We start from the raw sequence: 17,323 nt of genomic DNA, 5'->3' as shown, positions 1-17,323 counted from the left end.
GCATTTTCCTGTTGAATTCACTGTTATTTCCCGCTGCCGGCAATGTTTTCGCCGTCACGGGTTAGCCACCAGGCTCCCAGAATGGGGATAGTTGTCACCAGCATCACCAGCAGAGCAACAACGTTGGTGACGGGCACGTCGCGCGGACGCCCGAGCTGGTTGAGCAACCACAGCGGTAACGTGCGCTCGTGTCCCGCCGTAAATGTTGTGACGATTATCTCGTCAAACGACAGGGCAAACGCCAGCATTCCCCCGGCCAGCAGCGCGGAACCCAGATTGGGCAGCACCACGTAGCGAAAGGTTTGCCACCCGTCAGCCCCGAGATCCATCGACGCTTCCACCAGGCTCCAGGAGGTGCGTCTGAACCGGGCAATCACGTTGTTAAACACCACCACCACGCAGAAGGTGGCGTGTCCGACGACGATGGTGAAAAACCCCGGCTCAAGATTGATCGTTTTGAAAGCCGTCAGCAGCGCCAGGCCGGTGATGATCCCCGGTAACGCAATCGGTAACAGCAGCAGCAGAGAGATCGCATTCTTGCCAAAAAACGCGCTTCGCCACAGCGCTGCTGCAGCAAGCGTGCCAAGCACAAGGGCAATGGCGGTGGAAAGCGCGGCAATTTGGAGTGACAACGTCACGGATTCGATAATGTCGCCGCGCCCCGCCGCCACGCTAAACCACTTCAGCGTCAGCCCCTGTGGCGGAAAACTGAAGGCGGCGTCTTCGGTGTTGAAGGCATAGGTCGCGATAATCAGCAGCGGGAAGTGCAGGAAGATGACGCCCCCCCACGCTGCCACTTTCAGGAACAGCGGTGCGCGTTCAGAGTGCATCGAATGCTCCCAGACGTTTCACGAACGCCAGATAAAGAGAAATCAGCACGATGGGAACCAGCGTGAACGCGGCGGCCATTGGCATATTGCCGATAGCGCCCTGCTGCGAGTAGACCATGTTACCGATGAAATAGCCCGGCGGGCCGACCAACTGAGGAACGATGAAGTCCCCCAGCGTCAGGGAAAACGTGAAAATGGACCCCGCCGCAATGCCCGGAATGGCCAGCGGCAGAACGACATAACGGAACGTCTGACGGGGGCGCGCGCCGAGGTCGGCTGAGGCCTGCAGTAGCGAGGCCGGCAGGCGCTCCAGCGCCGCCTGGACGGGCAGGATCATAAACGGCAGCCAGATATAGACGAACACCAGAAACCGTCCCAGCCCGGAGGTGGACAAGGTGTTACCGCCCACTGCCGGGAGCGTCAGGATTGAGGTCAGAATCGGCTCCAGTCCGAGATGACTGAGAAACCACTGGGCCACGCCGTCCTTCGCCAGCAGCAGCGTCCAGGCGTAGGCTTTGACGATATAGCTCGCCCACATTGGCAGCATCACGGCGATATAGAAGAAAGCCTTCCACTTGCCGCTGGTGTATCGCGCCATGTACCAGGCCATCGGGAATGCGAGGATGGCGCTGGCAATGGTCACCGCAATCGCCATCGTTAACGTGCGCAGGATGATGTCGTAGTTTGCCGGGTTGAAGAGCGCCTGAATATTCGCCAGCGTCAGATCCGGCGTGACCGCCATGGTGAAATCGTCAAAGGTGTAAAACCCCTGCCACAGCAGCGTCAGCAACGATCCTAAATAGACGATGCCAAACCACATCAGCGGCGCAAGCAGAAGCAAGAACAGGCCGAGCGACGGTTTACGCCAGAACAGTGCGGTCATGCGGCTTAAGCGGCCGCGCGGGGCGGGAGGATGCGCGACACTCATATCCATTTCACCTCTCCTCGTGAAGGCGGATCATCGCGTCGCGTGACCATGACGCCATGACCGCCTGCCCTGGCGCAATGCCGCTCAGCGGCGAGACGTCACTGAAGTTAGCCTGACTCACCAGCAGTTTGGCGCCATCGGCGAGCTTCAGCTCCAGACGCGTGGCAGCCCCCTGATACTGAACGGCCTGCACGACGCCCTGAACCTGAACGTCACCCTGTTCATTAAGGCGAATATGTTCCGGACGCAGGGAAAAGGTGCCCTCCATCCCGCAAAGTGTCTGCGCAAGGCCCGCATCAAAAACGTTAGAGGTGCCAACAAAACCGGCGACAAACGGCGTGCGCGGACGCATGTAGAGATCGCGCGGGGTATCCACCTGCTCGATGCGCCCGTTATTGAACACCGCCACCCGGTCCGACATGGAAAGGGCCTCGCCCTGATCGTGGGTGACAAAAATAAAGGTGATGCCGAGTTCCTGCTGAAGCTTCTTCAGCTCGAACTGCATCTGTTCCCGCAGCTTGAGATCGAGCGCCCCTAAAGGCTCATCCAGCAGCAGGACGCGCGGTTCATTCACCAGCGCGCGGGCAATGGCGACACGCTGACGCTGGCCGCCGGAAAGTTGCGAAGGTTTGCGGGCGATGGCAAAGCTCAGGCCCACTTTTTCCAGGGCATCACGGGCCTGGGCATGGCGTTTTTTCTTGTCGACGCCTTTGACCATCAGCCCGTAGGCAACATTGTCGAGGATCGACATATGCGGGAACAGCGCGTAGTCCTGAAACACGGTGTTCACATCCCGCTCCCAGGGGGGCAGTTCGCTCGCCTCTTTGCCGAAGATAGAGATCGTGCCACCTGACAACTGTTCAAAACCGGCGATCAGACGCAGGCAGGTGGTTTTGCCGGAGCCCGAAGGCCCCAGCATGGAGAAAAACTCTCCGTCACGAATCGCAATGGTGACCCCATCCACCGCCCGGACGTCGCCGTACAGGCGGGAAACATTGTTAAACTCGACTGCGTACGTCATGTTCTGCTCCCGGGCAATTAACGACCGCCCATGATGGCGATGTAATCCTGCGTCCAGCGGCTGTAAGGGACAAATTTGCCGCCTTCTGCGATGGGGGTTTTCCAGAACATGATTTTGTCGAACTCGTTATAACCGTTTGTTTCGCAGCCTTTATCGCCCAGCAGCGTGCTGGCTTTACACCCTTCCGGAACCACAGGCAGGGAACCAAACCATGCTGCCAGATCGCCCTGCACTTTCGGCGTTAGCGACCAGTTCATCCATTTGTAGGCGCACATTGGGTGTTTAGCTTGTGCGTGGAGCATGGTGGTGTCCGCCCAGCCTGTCACCCCCTCTTTCGGGAAGACGGTGGCAATGGGCTGGTTCTCGGCCTTCAGAGCATTCGCCTGATACGGCCAGGCGCTGGAGGCCACGACGCCTTCATTTTTGAAGTCGCTCATCTGGACGGTGGTGTCGTGCCAGTAGCGGTGGATCAGGGCATGCTGGTCGCGAAGCACCTTAAGCACGGCGGCATACTGTGCTTCGGTGAGCTGGTACGGGTCTTTAATACCCAGCTGCGGCTGCGTGGCTTTGACGAACAGCGCCGCATCGGCGATGTAAATCGGGCCGTCATACGCCTGTACGCGTCCCTGATTGGTTTTACCGTCCGGCAGATCCTGTTTAGTAAAGACCACGCTCCAGCTGTCCGGCGGCGTCGGGAAGGTTTTGGTGTTGTACATCAGCAGGTTTGGCCCCCACTGGTACGGCGTACCGTAGACCTTGCCCCCGACGTTAAACCATTCTCCTTTCACAATACGTTCGTCGAGGGTTTTCCAGTTGGGGATAAGATCGGGGTTAATCGGCTGGACGCGTTTGCCCATGATCAGTCGCAGGGAGGCATCACCTGAGGCGGTCACCAGATCGTATCCCCCTTTCGCCATCAGGCTGACCATTTCATCCGACGTGGCTGCCGTTTTGACGTTGACCGCACACCCGGTCTCTTTTTCAAACTGGGTGACCCAGTCGTAGTTTTTATCCGTCTGCCCCCGCTCGATGTATCCCGGCCAGGCGATAATATCCAGTCGACCTTCCCCGTCTCCAATGGCCTTGGGGGGTTCTGCGGCTTGCGCTGTGATGATGGTCATGCCGAGCGCACACAGGCTGCTGCGGGCAAAATTTTTGCTCATAAGAGTTACTCCTGTCGCAATGAAATTTAGCGGCAGCCGTGCCGTAAAAATATCTCCCTTATTAAACGTAGACCGCGCAAATGCGCCGCACCGTACGGCTTCAGGAAATTTCATCAAGGTGTGACCGAGGGCGCATTCCCCGTTAACTGGATTATAGACAAGGAGTTAGGCGCGAGAGACGGTATGCAGATTTCCTATGACAGGTCACCACGAAATATTCGCAGTGCCGTCATCAGGATAAGAATTGATTATTTAAAAAACGGAGAAAGGATTATTCCAGCATCGTGCTAATTAATTTTCCTAACTGAATGACCGCCTGCTCTTCCCGCTCTCCCCAGGCCCAGGAAGTATTAAATCGAAAGAACGGCGTCCACGCGTCAGAGGTGGAAAACATCTTTCCCGGGGCAATGCTGATGTGGTGCGTTAAGGCCTTTTCGCTCAGCAGCCCCGCATCCAGCGGTGCCGGCAATTCCAGCCATAAAAAGTAGCCGCTGTCGTTATGGTGAATTTTGACACCGGCAGGCATATGGCGCAGAAGTGACTGCCAGGCCTGCTGCTTCCGCTCGGCCAGCGTACGCCGCAGGCGGCGCAGGTGGGCGTCGTAGCGTTTGGTCGCCAGGTAATCCACCAGCGCCAGCTGCATGGGAGAACTGGTTGAGAGCGTGCTCATCAGTTGCAGCTGCTGAATGCGACGCGCGTGTTTTCCTGCCGCCACCCAGCCGATGCGAAAACCGGCCACCAGACATTTTGAAAAGGACGAGCAATGAAGCGTCATGTCCTGACGATCCCACGCTTTCGCCGGGAGCGGCTTTTCGCGGCCAAAATAGAGTTCGCTGTAGACGTCATCTTCAATCAGCGGGACGTTGTGCTGTGTTAACAGCGCGACAAGCTGCGCTTTTTTCTCCGCGCTCAGCGTGAAGCCGAGCGGATTTTGGCTGTTGGTCATGATCCAGCAGGCTTTAACCGGGTACTCATTCAGCGCCTGTTCAAGGGCGTTGAGATCGATCCCCTCGCGGACGTCTGTCGCAATCGACAACGCTTTAAGCTTCAGGCGTTCCAGCGCCTGCAGCGCGCCGTAGAAACAGGGGTTTTCGACAATCACCCAGTCACCCGGCTCGGTCACCGCCTGCAGGCTAAGATTCAGCGCCTCGAGCGCGCCTGCGGTGATCACGATCTCTTCCGGGGAGATGTTCATTCCCTGCTGAGCGTAACGACGGGCAATGGCGTGGCGGAGATCGACGTTACCCGGCGGCAGGTTCTCAATCACGCTCATCGCCGTCGCGGTTTTACTGACGTTAGCCAACGAGCGGTTGAGCTGCTGCAGCGGGAAAAGCCGGGGATCGGGAAACGCGGAAGCAAAGGGAACTACGGAGGGGTCGCGGCTGGCCTGTAAGACATCGAAGATATAGGTATTGATATCCACCGCTTCGTCACGCATCACCTGAGCGAGTGGCGCAGGCTGTTGTGCGGTCGGGCGCGAGGCAACGTAATAGCCCGACTGCGGTCTGGCGACGATGCGCCCCTGGCTTTCCAGCATCTGATACGCGTGGCCAACGGTCATAAAACTCATGCCGCTGCTTGCCACCTGCTCTCGCAGGGAAGGCAGCTTATCGCCCGGCAGCCATACGCCAAGCTCAATCTGCGAGATAATTTGTTGCGCCAGACGCTGGTATTTTTTCATCAGATTCTCCTTGTGACCGATAGTGTATATCAGCAGGAGAAAAAGAGAAGATTTAGCTAACTGTTATAGTCTGGAAGATGAATTACTTACGGTATTCGGTCACGTGGCTCTGAGCGGAATGCGCGGCGGCCAGGTGGTCGAGCGTGATCATCGGCGATTTGCAAAAAATGCATTTCGCGCCAAACGGGTTTTTCTCAGACACGTCAAAGGCTGAGGTACGGTACTGCGAACCATGGCAGCATGGGCAGCGAAAATGGATATAAGAAGTCATAGGATTCTCCTGAAACGTTAAAACGTAAATTACTAATGGGCCGATTGGGCATAATGGTTTTAAACAAAACGAATCGGAATGTAGATAAAGACCCAAGAGAGGCTGCGGAGAGGCACAACGTGATGAGAACTGCTTTAAAAACTACGTCAGATATTTATTTGGACTCAAAACCAGAAGACCATTAACGCACGGCGCTGACGACAAAGCAAGCGGTTTAATGCGGAAAAATCATAAAAAGAATGTTTTTATTCCACAGCCTCAAGGTATATCAGATGACTAAAGCGTGAAATTTACGCCAACTGTTATGGTTAAAATTCGCTTTTCTGCGTCTGCTCGTCCGATCTCCGCCCCTATACCATAACAGCACACCGTTTGACATTGAGGCTGTGCATGTTTGGTTTAGATGCTTTTCACCTTGCGCGGATACAGTTTGCCTTTACCGTATCCTTTCACATTATTTTCCCGGCCATCACCATTGGTCTCGCAAGCTATCTTGCCGTGCTCGAAGGGCTGTGGCTGAAAACAAAAAATCCGGTCTGGCGCTCGCTGTACCATTTCTGGTCGAAGATTTTTGCCGTCAACTTTGGCATGGGCGTGGTCTCCGGGCTGGTGATGGCCTACCAGTTTGGCACCAACTGGAGCGGCTTTTCACAGTTTGCGGGCAGTATTACCGGCCCGCTTCTGACCTACGAAGTGCTTACCGCCTTCTTCCTCGAAGCCGGATTCCTCGGCGTAATGCTGTTCGGCTGGAACAAAGTCGGGCCTGGGCTGCACTTCTTCGCTACCTGCATGGTCGCGCTGGGGACCATCATCTCTACCTTCTGGATCCTCTCTTCAAACAGCTGGATGCAGACCCCGCAGGGCTATGAGATCGTCAACGGTCAGGTGGTACCGGTAGACTGGTTCGCGGTGGTGTTTAACCCCTCCTTCCCTTACCGCCTGCTGCACATGTCGATAGCCGCGTTCCTGAGCAGCGCCCTGTTTGTTGGCGCATCCGCGGCATGGCATCTGCTGCGCGGCAATAATACCCCCGCCATCCGGGCAATGTTTTCGATGGCACTGTGGATGACGCTGATTGTCGCCCCCATCCAGGCCCTGGTTGGCGATATGCACGGGTTGAACACCTTAAAGCACCAACCCGCCAAGATCGCCGCCATTGAGGGCCACTGGGAAAACCCGCCGGGTGAGCCGACCCCGCTGCTGCTGTTTGGCTGGCCGGATATGGAGCAGGAGCGCACCCGCTTTGGACTGGAGATCCCCGCGCTCGGCAGCCTTATTCTGACGCACAGTCTGGATAAACAGGTTCCGGCGCTGAAAGAGTTTCCAAAGGAAGACCGCCCGAATTCCACCATCGTCTTCTGGTCGTTCCGCATTATGGCGGGCCTGGGCATGCTGATGCTGCTGCTTGGGGTAACGGCACTCTGGCTGCGCTATAAAAAGCGCGTTTATTCATCGCGCCCTTTCCTGTGGTTTGCGTTGCTGATGGGGCCATCCGGGCTGATTGCCATTCTGGCCGGGTGGATCACCACGGAAGTGGGCCGCCAGCCGTGGGTGGTCTATGGGCTTCAGCGAACGAAGGATGCGGTTTCTGCCCATGGTGATTTGCATATGAACGTGAGCCTGCTGGCCTTCTTCATCGTTTACACCTCGGTATTCGGCGTGGGTTACAGCTATATGGTGCGCCTCATCCGAAAAGGCCCGCAGCCGCATGAGTCTTTCGCCACCGAGTCCGATGGACGTCCGGCGCGCCCGCTTTCTGCCGTCACAACTGAACATAAGGAGCAGCCATAATGGGTATCGATCTTTCCATTATCTGGTTTGTGATCATCGTCTTTGCCACGCTGATGTATATCGTGATGGACGGTTTTGATCTGGGGATCGGCATTCTGTTCCCGGCCACGCAAAACGCCGACGATCGCGACGTGATGGTCAACAGCGTCGCGCCGGTCTGGGACGGGAATGAAACCTGGCTGGTGCTGGGCGGTGCCGCCCTGTTCGGCGCATTCCCGCTGGCCTATGCTGTCATCGTTGATGCCCTGACCATTCCGCTAACGTTAATGCTGATCGGACTTATTTTCCGCGGGGTGGCATTTGAGTTTCGCTTTAAAGCCACGCCGGCGCACCGTCCGTTCTGGGATAAGGCGTTTATAGGTGGTTCCATTCTGGCGACGTTTACCCAGGGCGTGACGGTGGGCGCCGTCATTAACGGCTTTACCGTCACCGGCCGGGCCTATACCGGCGGCCCCTTTGACTGGTTTACCGCGTTTAACCTGTTTTGCGGCGCGGGCCTGGTGGTCGCCTACGCGCTGTTAGGCTCGACCTGGCTGGTGATGAAAAGCGAAAACGCGTTGCAACAGCGGATGCGTGAAGTATCGAAAACACTGTTAATCGTGCTGCTGGCGTTTATTGCCGCCATTAGCCTCTGGACGCCGCTGGCGCAACCGGCCATCGCCGCGCGCTGGTTTACGCTGCCGAACCTGTTTTATCTGCTGCCCGTCCCTGCTCTGGTGGTGATTTTTAGCCTGTACCAGTGGCGCTGCCTGAATAATCCAGCCAGCCATAGCCGTCCGTTTATCCTGACGCTGGGGCTGATATTCCTCGGCTTTAGCGGGCTGGGGATCAGCATTTGGCCGCATATTATTCCACCGTCGATCACCCTGTGGCAGGCCGCCGCACCGACGCAAAGCCAGGGCTTTATGCTGGTCGGCGCGCTGTTGATCATTCCCGTAATTCTGGTCTACACCTTCTGGAGTTACTACGTTTTCCGCGGCAAAGTTCAGCATGGGGAGGGTTATCACTGATGCAACAACCGGTCTGGAAAAGATTGCTGTGGCTGGCCATTATCTGGGGCGGCAGCGTACTGGCGCTGGCTGCGGTCAGTATGCTCTTCCGTATGCTGATGACGGCAGCAGGGTTTAAATCGCATTAACTCATCCCGGGCAACCGCAGCGTTGCCCGTCTCCTTCCCCCCGCACTTTCAGATAAACCCCATTAACGCACGGCAGAGTATCGTTACACTGGAAAAAGATTCACAGTATTTATAGTTTGAGAAGAAAAATGAAAAAGCTCATTGCGTTAAGTGTTATCAGTCTTGTCCTTACCGGGTGCGTTAATCCGGGTAAAGCCTCCGTTCAGCCGGAGCAACTTCAGAACCACCGCTTTGTGCTGGAAAACGTGAACGGTAAGGCGGTTAAGACCGCGACAACGCAACCTGAGATCAGTTTTAGTGCCCTGCCTGATATCAGCCTGGTGAATAACATCAGCGTTTCTGGCCAGATGTGTAACCGCTTCAACGGACAGGGGAAATTGTCCGAAGGCGAGCTTAAGGTGAAAACGCTGGCCATGACGCGCAAGCTCTGTACTGAACCGCAGCTGAATGAGCTGGATCAGGCCATCGGCGACATGCTGCGCAAAGGGGCGCAGGTCGACCTGACGGAAGACCAGTTAACGCTGGCGACAGCCGATAAAACGCTGATGTTTAAGCGTGTAGAATAATCAGTAGTTACCGCAGCTTCCAACGGCAAGCGACTGTTCACTACAGCGTTTGCCGTTTGGCAAGGCGCACATCCCAATCGCAGAACCATCAAGCTGGCGGGCAACCGACAGCGAGCCGCCAATCATCGCGCAGTTAGCCTGACCCGAACTGGACATCGCCGCCTTCATTCCCGGCGCCACGTGGGCTGCCGTTGCCTGCTGAACGGGTTCACTGCTACATGCCGACAACAATAATGCGGCACACCCTACCCAAAATGCTGAGCGCATGCTCTCTCCCCCATGAATAATGCGAAACCTATGCATAATAGGCATCCCATCCCGTGTCGTCGAGAGCGGAAGTGCGTATTTATGCGCTCCAGAAACAATTTCTCGCAATTTTTTCGCCAAAAGTTTGATCTACTCATTGATGGCGAGAATACCGAGGACACAAAAGCGAAAATCGTAAAATCCCCCGTTTGCTAGAATACACAGATAATATTCAGGGTTTGTCGTCGTTATACAGACCCCTATTTTTTGCGCAATGTAAGGGTGTTGTCCTATGCAAACTATTGACGGTAATGGTGCAGTTGCCTCAGTCGCGTTTCGCACCAGTGAAGTTATCGCCATCTACCCGATTACGCCAAGTTCGACCATGGCTGAGCAGGCAGACGCCTGGGCGGGTAACGGGTTAAAAAACGTCTGGGGCGATGTCCCGAGAGTAGTTGAAATGCAGTCTGAAGCCGGTGCGATTGCCACGGTGCACGGCGCGCTTCAGACCGGCGCGCTTTCCACGTCGTTCACCTCTTCTCAGGGATTGTTGTTAATGATCCCGACGCTCTACAAACTCGCCGGGCAACTGACCCCCTTCGTTCTGCACGTTGCTGCGCGGACCGTTGCCACCCACGCGCTCTCTATCTTTGGCGATCACTCAGACGTGATGGCCGTACGCCAGACCGGCTGCGCAATGCTGTGCGCCAGCAGCGTTCAGGAAGCCCAGGACTTTGCCTTAATTTCGCATATCGCCACGCTCAAAAGCCGGGTGCCGTTTATTCATTTCTTTGATGGTTTCCGCACCTCGCACGAAATTAACAAAATTGTGCCGCTGGCTGACGAGACAATCCTGAATCTCCTCCCGCAGGCGGATATCGACGCGCATCGCGCCCGCGCCCTGAATCCGGAACACCCGGTGATTCGCGGCACGTCGGCGAACCCAGATACCTATTTCCAGTCCCGCGAGGCCACGAACCCGTGGTACAACGCGGTTTACGACCATGTTGAACAGGCGATGAATGACTTTGCCGCCGCGACCGGTCGGGAATACAAACCCTTTGAGTATTACGGCCATCCGCAGGCGGAACGGGTCATTGTGTTGATGGGCTCTGCCATTGGCACCTGCGAGGAAGTTGTTGACGAACTGCTGACGCGTGGCGAAAAGGTTGGCGTGCTTAAAGTGCGTCTCTATCGGCCGTTCTCGGCGAAACATCTGCTCTCTGCGCTGCCGGAGAGCGTGCGTACCGTTGCGGTGCTCGATCGCACCAAAGAGCCGGGGGCGCAGGCAGAACCGCTGTATCTGGATGTGATGACTGCCCTGGCCGAAGCCTTTAATCAAGGCGAACGTGAAACGCTGCCGCGCGTGATCGGAGGGCGGTATGGTTTGTCCTCCAAAGAGTTCGGACCGGACTGCGTGCTGGCGGTATTCAACGAGCTCAGCGAAGCGAAGCCCAAGCCGCGCTTTACCGTCGGCATTTATGATGATGTGACCAATCTGTCCCTGTCGTTGCCGGAAAACACCCTGCCCTCAACCGCCAAACTCGAGGCGCTGTTCTATGGTCTGGGCAGTGACGGCAGCGTCTCCGCGACCAAAAACAACATCAAAATCATCGGGAACTCCACGCCGTGGTACGCCCAGGGATACTTCGTCTATGACTCCAAGAAAGCCGGCGGCCTGACCGTTTCCCACCTGCGCGTGAGCGAACAGCCCATCCGCTCTGCGTATCTAATTTCTCAGGCTGATTTTGTTGGCTGTCACCAGCTGCAGTTTATCGATAAATACCAGATGGCCGAACGCCTGAAGCCTGGCGGTATTTTCCTCCTGAATACGCCATACAGCGCAGATGAGGTCTGGTCGCGCCTGCCGCAGGAAGTGCAGGCGGTGCTGAACCAGAAAAAAGCCCGTTTCTTCGTGGTGAACGCGGCGAAAATTGCCCGCGAATGTGGCCTTGCCGCGCGTATCAATACCGTTATGCAGATGGCCTTCTTCCATCTGACGAATATCCTGCCGGGCGACAGCGCGCTGGCGGAACTGCAGGGCGCGATTGCCAAAAGTTATAGCAGCAAGGGCCAGGAGCTGGTCGAACGTAACTGGCAGGCGCTGGCGCTGGCGCGCGAGTCGCTGTTCGAGGTGCCGCTGCAGCCGGTCAATGCCGCAAGCCCGAACCGCCCTCCAGTCGTGTCCGATGCGGCGCCTGATTTCGTGAAGACCGTGACGGCCGCGATGCTGGCCGGGCTGGGTGATGCCCTGCCCGTCTCTGCGCTGCCGCCAGATGGCACCTGGCCGATGGGCACCACCCGCTGGGAAAAACGAAACATCGCCGAAGCGATCCCCATCTGGAAGGAAGAGCTGTGTACCCAGTGCAACCACTGCGTGGCGGCCTGCCCGCACTCTGCCATTCGCGCCAAAGTGGTGTCACCTGAAGAGATGGAGGCCGCGCCGGCCAGCCTGCACTCTCTGGATGTGAAATCCCGCGATATGCGCGGACAGAAATACGTTCTGCAGGTCGCACCGGAAGATTGCACCGGCTGTAATCTGTGCGTCGAGGTCTGTCCGGCGAAAGACAGGCAGAACCCGGAGATCAAAGCCATCAATATGATGTCGCGTCTGGAGCATGTTGAAGAGGAGAAGGTTAATTATGACTTCTTCCTGAATCTGCCGGAAATCGATCGCAGCAAACTGGAACGCATTGATATTCGCACTTCGCAGCTGATCACGCCGCTGTTTGAATACTCCGGCGCCTGCTCAGGCTGCGGTGAAACGCCGTATATCAAGCTGCTTACCCAGCTGTACGGCGACAGGATGCTGATTGCCAACGCTACCGGCTGTTCGTCTATTTATGGCGGTAACCTGCCCTCCACGCCGTACACCACTGACGCCAACGGTCGCGGTCCCGCGTGGGCAAACTCGCTGTTCGAGGACAACGCCGAATTTGGCCTGGGCTTCCGCCTGACCGTTGACCAGCACCGCGCACGCGTGATGCGCCTGCTGGAACAGTTTGCCGGGCAGATCCCCGCCGGGCTCAATGACGCGCTTCACGCGGACGCGACGCCAGAGGTACGTCGTGAGCAGGTTGCTGAGCTACGTCAGGCGCTTCAGGGCGTGGCGGGCGCTGAACAACTGCTGACCGACGCGGACGCGCTGGTTGAAAAATCAATCTGGCTGATTGGCGGTGACGGCTGGGCTTACGACATCGGCTTTGGTGGACTGGATCACGTGTTGAGCCTGACCGAAAACGTCAATATCCTGGTTCTGGATACGCAGTGTTATTCCAACACCGGTGGTCAGGCGTCTAAAGCCACGCCGCTTGGCGCTGTGACGAAATTCGGTGAACACGGCAAACGCAAGGCACGTAAAGATCTCGGCGTGAGCATGATGATGTACGGTCACGTTTACGTCGCACAAATCTCGCTGGGGGCTCAGCTTAACCAGACGGTGAAGGCTATCCAGGAAGCGGAAGCGTATCCAGGCCCGTCGCTGATCATTGCCTACAGCCCGTGTGAAGAGCATGGCTACGACCTGGCACTCAGCCACGATCAAATGCGACAGCTGACCGCGACCGGCTTCTGGCCGCTGTACCGGTTCGACCCGCGCCGTGCGGACGAAGGTAAGTTACCGCTGGCGCTGGACTCTCGTCCACCGTCAGATGCCCTGGCCGAGACGTTAATGCAGGAACAGCGCTTCCGTCGCCTTAACGCGCAGCAACCGGAAGTGGCCGAACAGCTATGGAAAGACGCCGCGGCTGATCTGCAAAAACGGTATGACTTCCTGGCGCAGCTGGCGGGTAAAGCCGAAAAAACGACCAGCGACTAGTTTCTTAGCCCGGCGTGTCCGGGCTTTTTTTTGCCGTAAAAAAACCCGGTGTATTCACACCGGGAGAATCCAGATAATCATTAAATATCTATTTAGTTTTCTAAATAATATTCACGCGAATTATGGATAAATAATCTTAAAGGCATATAACGCCGCCAAGAATAGCTTACTTAACGCCTGATTAATAATTTTAATTTTATATACTTTGCATTAAGACATTCATCAAACCAATGACTATTACCGTTGATTTATTCGGTTTAGATTTTACTTAGTTCGTAACAATTATAATTTATTACTCTTACTCAGGAGTGATTTAGCATGAGACAACTTTCTCATTCAGGAAGTTCAACAGGTAATTAAATAAAAACAACCGCAAAGGAATATCATAATGCAAAGAAAAGTACTGGCCCTGATGATTCCGGCTCTGTTAATGGCTGGCGCAACTCATGCAGCAGAGATTTATAATAAAGACGGCAACAAATTAGATCTGTACGGAAAAGTAGATGGTCTGCACTATTTCTCCGACGATAAAGGCGCTGACGGGGATCAAACCTACATGCGTCTGGGCTTCAAAGGCGAAACCCAGATCAACGACATGATGACCGGCTACGCGCAGTGGGAATACAACATTCAGGCTAATAACACCGAAGGGTCTGATAATCAGTCCTGGACGCGTCTGGCCTTCGCCGGCATCAAAGTGGGTGATTATGGCTCCTTCGATTACGGTCGTAACTACGGTGTTCTGTACGACGTGGAAGGCTGGACCGATATGCTGCCTGAGTTCGGCGGGGACTCCTACACCAAAGCCGATAACTTCATGACCGGCCGTGCCAACGGCGTGGCCACCTACCGTAACACCGACTTCTATGGTCTGGTGCAGGGTCTGAACTTCGCGCTGCAGTATCAGGGCAAAAATGAAGATGCCAGCAACAATCAGGAAGGCACCAACAACGGCCGCGACATGCGTCACGAGAACGGCGACGGCTTCGGTATCTCTACTACCTATGACTTCGGCATGGGGATTACCGCAGGTGCAGCCTATACCTCTTCTGACCGTACTAATGACCAGGTGATCGCAGGCACTGGTGCTGCATCTCAATATGCGGGCGGCGATAAAGCGGACGCATGGACCGCGGGTCTGAAATATGACGCTAATAATATCTACCTGGCGGCAATGTACTCTGAAACCCGCAATATGACGCCATACGGTTCCACTGACAGCACTTCGGGCGGCGGTATTGCCAACAAAACCCAGAACTTCGAAGTGACTGCACAGTACCAGTTCGACTTCGGCCTGCGTCCGTCCCTTTCCTACCTGCAGTCTAAAGGTAAGGACCTCGGCAACGGCCAGGGCGATCAGGATCTGGTTAAATACGCTGACATCGGCGCGACCTACTACTTCAACAAAAACATGTCCACCTATGTTGATTACAAAATCAACCTGCTGGATGAAGATGACAGCTTCTACAAAAACAACGGCATCGGCACGGATGATGTCGTGGCACTGGGCCTGGTTTACCAGTTCTGATTGCCAGAGCCCGCATGATAATGCGGGCTCCCCTTTTTTTTGAAGCTCGTCACAAAAAACAGGTTCTGGAATCGTGTGGTTGAGGGTAAGTTGAGGAAAAGCTGGTTAAACTCAGACGATAACCTTTTCATCACAAGGGATAACAGCGTTGTTTGGTCGTGTATCCGTTGCCGTACTTACTCTTTTAGCGCTCATCTGGATGGCGTTAATTTTTGATTTTGCTGATATTGTCGGTCATCTCGGCGCGGTGTTGAACCATCTTGATGGCGTTTAATATTGCTCCCGCGGAAATAAAAAGCCACCAGCAGTGCCGGTGGCGGGTAAACGCGCAGTTCGCGTTATTTTTTCACGGGTTGAGGCTTTTTATCACCTGATTCAGGGGCCTCACGCGGATCGTCTTTTTCAACACAGAGCATAGTTTCTCCTGTTTCAGATAACCACCCTCCACTATAGCCAGGCAGATTACAGAGTGGCCAGGCGGCAATTACGCCTCAACTGTCCCTTTCTTGCGAAAAGAGAGGTAGCCAAACACCCCGCTGTCTCCATCCGCGGGATGGTTAACCCCGTCCATCACCGTCACTTCAGGGAAATCGAACGGTGAGACGTTTTCGAAGCAGGCAACGTTCACGCCGTATTCGTTTGGATTGGAACGCCGCTGATGAAACGTGTAGATCCCGCACACCGAGCAGAAGAAGTGCCGTGCCGTCCCCGTGTTAAAGCGATACTCCGTAAGCTTATCCTCACCTTTGGTCACGGTAATCCCTGACAGCGGCGCAGAGACGACGACCGCGCCCCGCATGCGACAAAAGGAACAGCTACAGCGCCGCGCGGTATTCAGGCCATCCGTGAGCGCAACGGTAAAGGCCACCGCACCGCAATGGCACTGCGCATTACGACATTCAGCCATAGGCTATACCCCTTTTCTCACCAGCTCGGCGGCTTTGACGAAAACCTCGTCTTCTACACCATCGCCTTTTTGCCTGCCGAGCCTAACCAGTTCATCGACAATACTGTTGCGATGGATCGGTTTCTGCGCTGAAACCAGCCCAATGACGGCGGCCCCAATCGCCAGCCCCACTAAACCTGTTTGTTCGTCTTTGTTCATCATGCTCATGCTCCTGATACAACAGACAAGCGTAGCAGGAATCCGGTAAAACGGAATGAGGACACACGCTTTGTGAATATAATTTACGTAGTTCAGAGAGGTACGACTTCTAAAATCGACAGATACGAACGGGTGTCTATTATATTGTTTAACTTCAGACTGGTCTTTTCAAACAAGGTCTGATACTCAGACTCCGTTCTTGCCCGCCCTCCATCAAAGCTTGTTAAAAGAAGAAGGTCAATTTCAAATCGTCCCTGCTCATTATTTTCTTTTTTGATAAGTGGTTCAAAAATTAATAATCGGGAATTTTCTTTCATTGCATTTCTACACGATTGAAGTATCTGAACCGCTTTCTCATCAGGCCAGTCCATCAAAATATATTTAAGCAGGTAAATATCCGCTCCAGGACAGGCTTCAAAGAAGCTACCCTCAATGGTCTTCCATCGACGATTATCCTTTAACAAGTGCAGTCGATTCCGCTCAAGCACGTCTTTTTGATCGAACAGGATCCCCGTTAAGGTCGGATTTCGACGTAAAACGGCCAACAATAAGTTACCCAGCCCACCGGCGATATCGGCAACGACAGCGTTTTGAGGGAACGAATAGCTATCTGCGATGACTTCATTCTCTACGGATGACATAGAGGCCATACCCGCATGAAAAATGTTGCTGTCAGTCATCGTGTCATCATGCTGCCAGTAGTCGTAAAAAGGCTTGCCAAACAAATCATTAAAAACAGGTTTGCCTTGCAATATCTCATCCATTTTAGCCGCTGGCTGCCAGAATGTTGGGTCTGTCAGCATGAGCACCGCCGCACGCAATGAAAATTCATGCTCAGAACACAGGAACAGTGCTGAATGGCTAAGGCTGTATTCAGCTTCGGACAGTTCGTTGAACACCCCACGAGAGGATAATACGCGCATGATCCGATGAAGATAGTCGCCATCGACATTAAGCTCCTCCGCCAGTTGTGTAATGGATTTTTTTCCTTCAACCAGACGATCTGCAACGCCTAATACTGCGACAGCCCGAAGTGCTGCCTGCCAGACAAAACCCATGCTTTGCTCTAACAAACACATTCCTTCTTTACGGCTTAGCAAATCCAGACTATTAGGATGTGACATTTTCTGCTCCTTACCAATAAAGATGTGCTGAACAACTAAAACGCCGTTAGCAAGCGTAAGTCTGGTAGCGAGCTTTATCCACAATGTCAGTAATGATTATTTGTGCGGTTTCGT

At 54.8% G+C, this 17,323-nt stretch carries 17 protein-coding genes; 6 read left to right on the top strand and 11 right to left on the bottom strand.

The window, feature by feature from the left end:
- Window positions 1-23 precede the first annotated feature (23 nt).
- The 6 genes from BFG58_RS02450 to BFG58_RS02425 form a co-directional block, all read right to left on the bottom strand.
- Window positions 24-830, bottom strand: coding sequence for an ABC transporter permease (locus BFG58_RS02450; RefSeq protein ID WP_023292290.1), 807 nt, complete (start codon window positions 828-830; stop codon window positions 24-26).
- Complete coding sequence (locus BFG58_RS02445) at window positions 820-1,764, bottom strand: ABC transporter permease (RefSeq protein WP_008501290.1); 945 nt, start codon at window positions 1,762-1,764, stop codon at window positions 820-822. The genes BFG58_RS02450 and BFG58_RS02445 overlap by 11 nt, the downstream gene beginning before the upstream one ends.
- A gap of 1 nt (window position 1,765) precedes the next feature.
- The gene (locus tag BFG58_RS02440) at window positions 1,766-2,779 is read right to left on the bottom strand and encodes an ABC transporter ATP-binding protein (RefSeq protein ID WP_032674887.1); all 1,014 of its coding nucleotides are present in this window, start codon (window positions 2,777-2,779) and stop codon (window positions 1,766-1,768) included.
- 17 nt (window positions 2,780-2,796) lie between these two features.
- Window positions 2,797-3,942 carry a putative ABC transporter substrate-binding protein YdcS gene (gene ydcS / locus BFG58_RS02435; protein WP_069719142.1) on the bottom strand — a complete coding sequence of 382 codons (1,146 nt, stop codon included), beginning with the start codon at window positions 3,940-3,942 and terminating at the stop codon, window positions 2,797-2,799.
- A gap of 271 nt (window positions 3,943-4,213) precedes the next feature.
- Complete coding sequence (locus BFG58_RS02430) at window positions 4,214-5,623, bottom strand: PLP-dependent aminotransferase family protein (RefSeq protein ID WP_069719141.1); 1,410 nt, start codon at window positions 5,621-5,623, stop codon at window positions 4,214-4,216.
- Window positions 5,624-5,705: 82 nt separating this feature from the next.
- Entirely contained in the window at window positions 5,706-5,894 is a 189-nt protein-coding gene (locus BFG58_RS02425) for a hypothetical protein (protein ID WP_032645155.1), read from the bottom strand.
- 390 nt (window positions 5,895-6,284) lie between these two features.
- Here BFG58_RS02425 and BFG58_RS02420 point away from each other — a divergent pair, with 390 nt between their 5' ends.
- The 4 genes from BFG58_RS02420 to hslJ all read left to right on the top strand — a co-directional run bounded on the left by BFG58_RS02420 (window position 6,285) and on the right by hslJ (window position 9,389).
- Window positions 6,285-7,685, top strand: a complete 1,401-nt coding sequence (locus BFG58_RS02420) for a cytochrome ubiquinol oxidase subunit I (protein WP_069719140.1) — start codon at window positions 6,285-6,287, stop codon at window positions 7,683-7,685.
- Entirely contained in the window at window positions 7,685-8,695 is a 1,011-nt protein-coding gene (gene cydB / locus BFG58_RS02415; RefSeq protein ID WP_048029815.1) for a cytochrome d ubiquinol oxidase subunit II, read from the top strand. The genes BFG58_RS02420 and cydB overlap by 1 nt, the downstream gene beginning before the upstream one ends.
- Window positions 8,695-8,823 carry a DUF2474 domain-containing protein gene (locus BFG58_RS02410; RefSeq protein ID WP_008501283.1) on the top strand — a complete coding sequence of 43 codons (129 nt, stop codon included), beginning with the start codon at window positions 8,695-8,697 and terminating at the stop codon, window positions 8,821-8,823. The genes cydB and BFG58_RS02410 overlap by 1 nt, the downstream gene beginning before the upstream one ends.
- Window positions 8,824-8,951: 128 nt before the next feature.
- Window positions 8,952-9,389 carry a heat shock protein HslJ gene (gene hslJ, locus BFG58_RS02405; protein WP_048029814.1) on the top strand — a complete coding sequence of 146 codons (438 nt, stop codon included), beginning with the start codon at window positions 8,952-8,954 and terminating at the stop codon, window positions 9,387-9,389.
- Here the strand turns inward: hslJ and BFG58_RS02400 are convergent, their stop codons facing one another.
- Complete coding sequence (locus BFG58_RS02400) at window positions 9,390-9,656, bottom strand: DUF333 domain-containing protein (protein ID WP_023312003.1); 267 nt, start codon at window positions 9,654-9,656, stop codon at window positions 9,390-9,392.
- A 271-nt stretch (window positions 9,657-9,927) separates the two neighbouring features.
- Here BFG58_RS02400 and nifJ point away from each other — a divergent pair, with 271 nt between their 5' ends.
- Window positions 9,928-13,452, top strand: a complete 3,525-nt coding sequence (nifJ, locus tag BFG58_RS02395) for a pyruvate:ferredoxin (flavodoxin) oxidoreductase (protein ID WP_069719139.1) — start codon at window positions 9,928-9,930, stop codon at window positions 13,450-13,452.
- Window positions 13,453-13,840: 388 nt separating this feature from the next.
- Window positions 13,841-14,980 carry a porin OmpC gene (gene ompC / locus BFG58_RS02390; protein ID WP_069719138.1) on the top strand — a complete coding sequence of 380 codons (1,140 nt, stop codon included), beginning with the start codon at window positions 13,841-13,843 and terminating at the stop codon, window positions 14,978-14,980.
- A 338-nt stretch (window positions 14,981-15,318) separates the two neighbouring features.
- Here ompC and BFG58_RS24255 read toward each other — a convergent pair whose 3' ends face one another.
- The 4 genes from BFG58_RS24255 to BFG58_RS02375 form a co-directional block, all read right to left on the bottom strand.
- Complete coding sequence (locus tag BFG58_RS24255) at window positions 15,319-15,396, bottom strand: hypothetical protein (RefSeq protein WP_223239581.1); 78 nt, start codon at window positions 15,394-15,396, stop codon at window positions 15,319-15,321.
- A gap of 68 nt (window positions 15,397-15,464) precedes the next feature.
- On the bottom strand, window positions 15,465-15,887 hold the full coding sequence (locus tag BFG58_RS02385) for a GFA family protein (RefSeq protein WP_048223456.1): 423 nt from the start codon (window positions 15,885-15,887) through the stop codon (window positions 15,465-15,467).
- A 3-nt stretch (window positions 15,888-15,890) separates the two neighbouring features.
- Window positions 15,891-16,088 carry a hypothetical protein gene (locus BFG58_RS02380; RefSeq protein ID WP_023616678.1) on the bottom strand — a complete coding sequence of 66 codons (198 nt, stop codon included), beginning with the start codon at window positions 16,086-16,088 and terminating at the stop codon, window positions 15,891-15,893.
- A gap of 89 nt (window positions 16,089-16,177) precedes the next feature.
- On the bottom strand, window positions 16,178-17,209 hold the full coding sequence (locus BFG58_RS02375) for a methyltransferase (protein WP_069719137.1): 1,032 nt from the start codon (window positions 17,207-17,209) through the stop codon (window positions 16,178-16,180).
- Window positions 17,210-17,323 lie beyond the last annotated feature (114 nt).

Source organism: Enterobacter sp. ku-bf2 (genome assembly GCF_001742765.1).
GTDB classification, from domain to species: domain Bacteria; phylum Pseudomonadota; class Gammaproteobacteria; order Enterobacterales; family Enterobacteriaceae; genus Enterobacter; species Enterobacter quasiroggenkampii.
The sequence above is the reverse complement of the archived record's forward strand: the minus strand, read 5'-3'. Positions and strand labels throughout refer to the sequence as shown.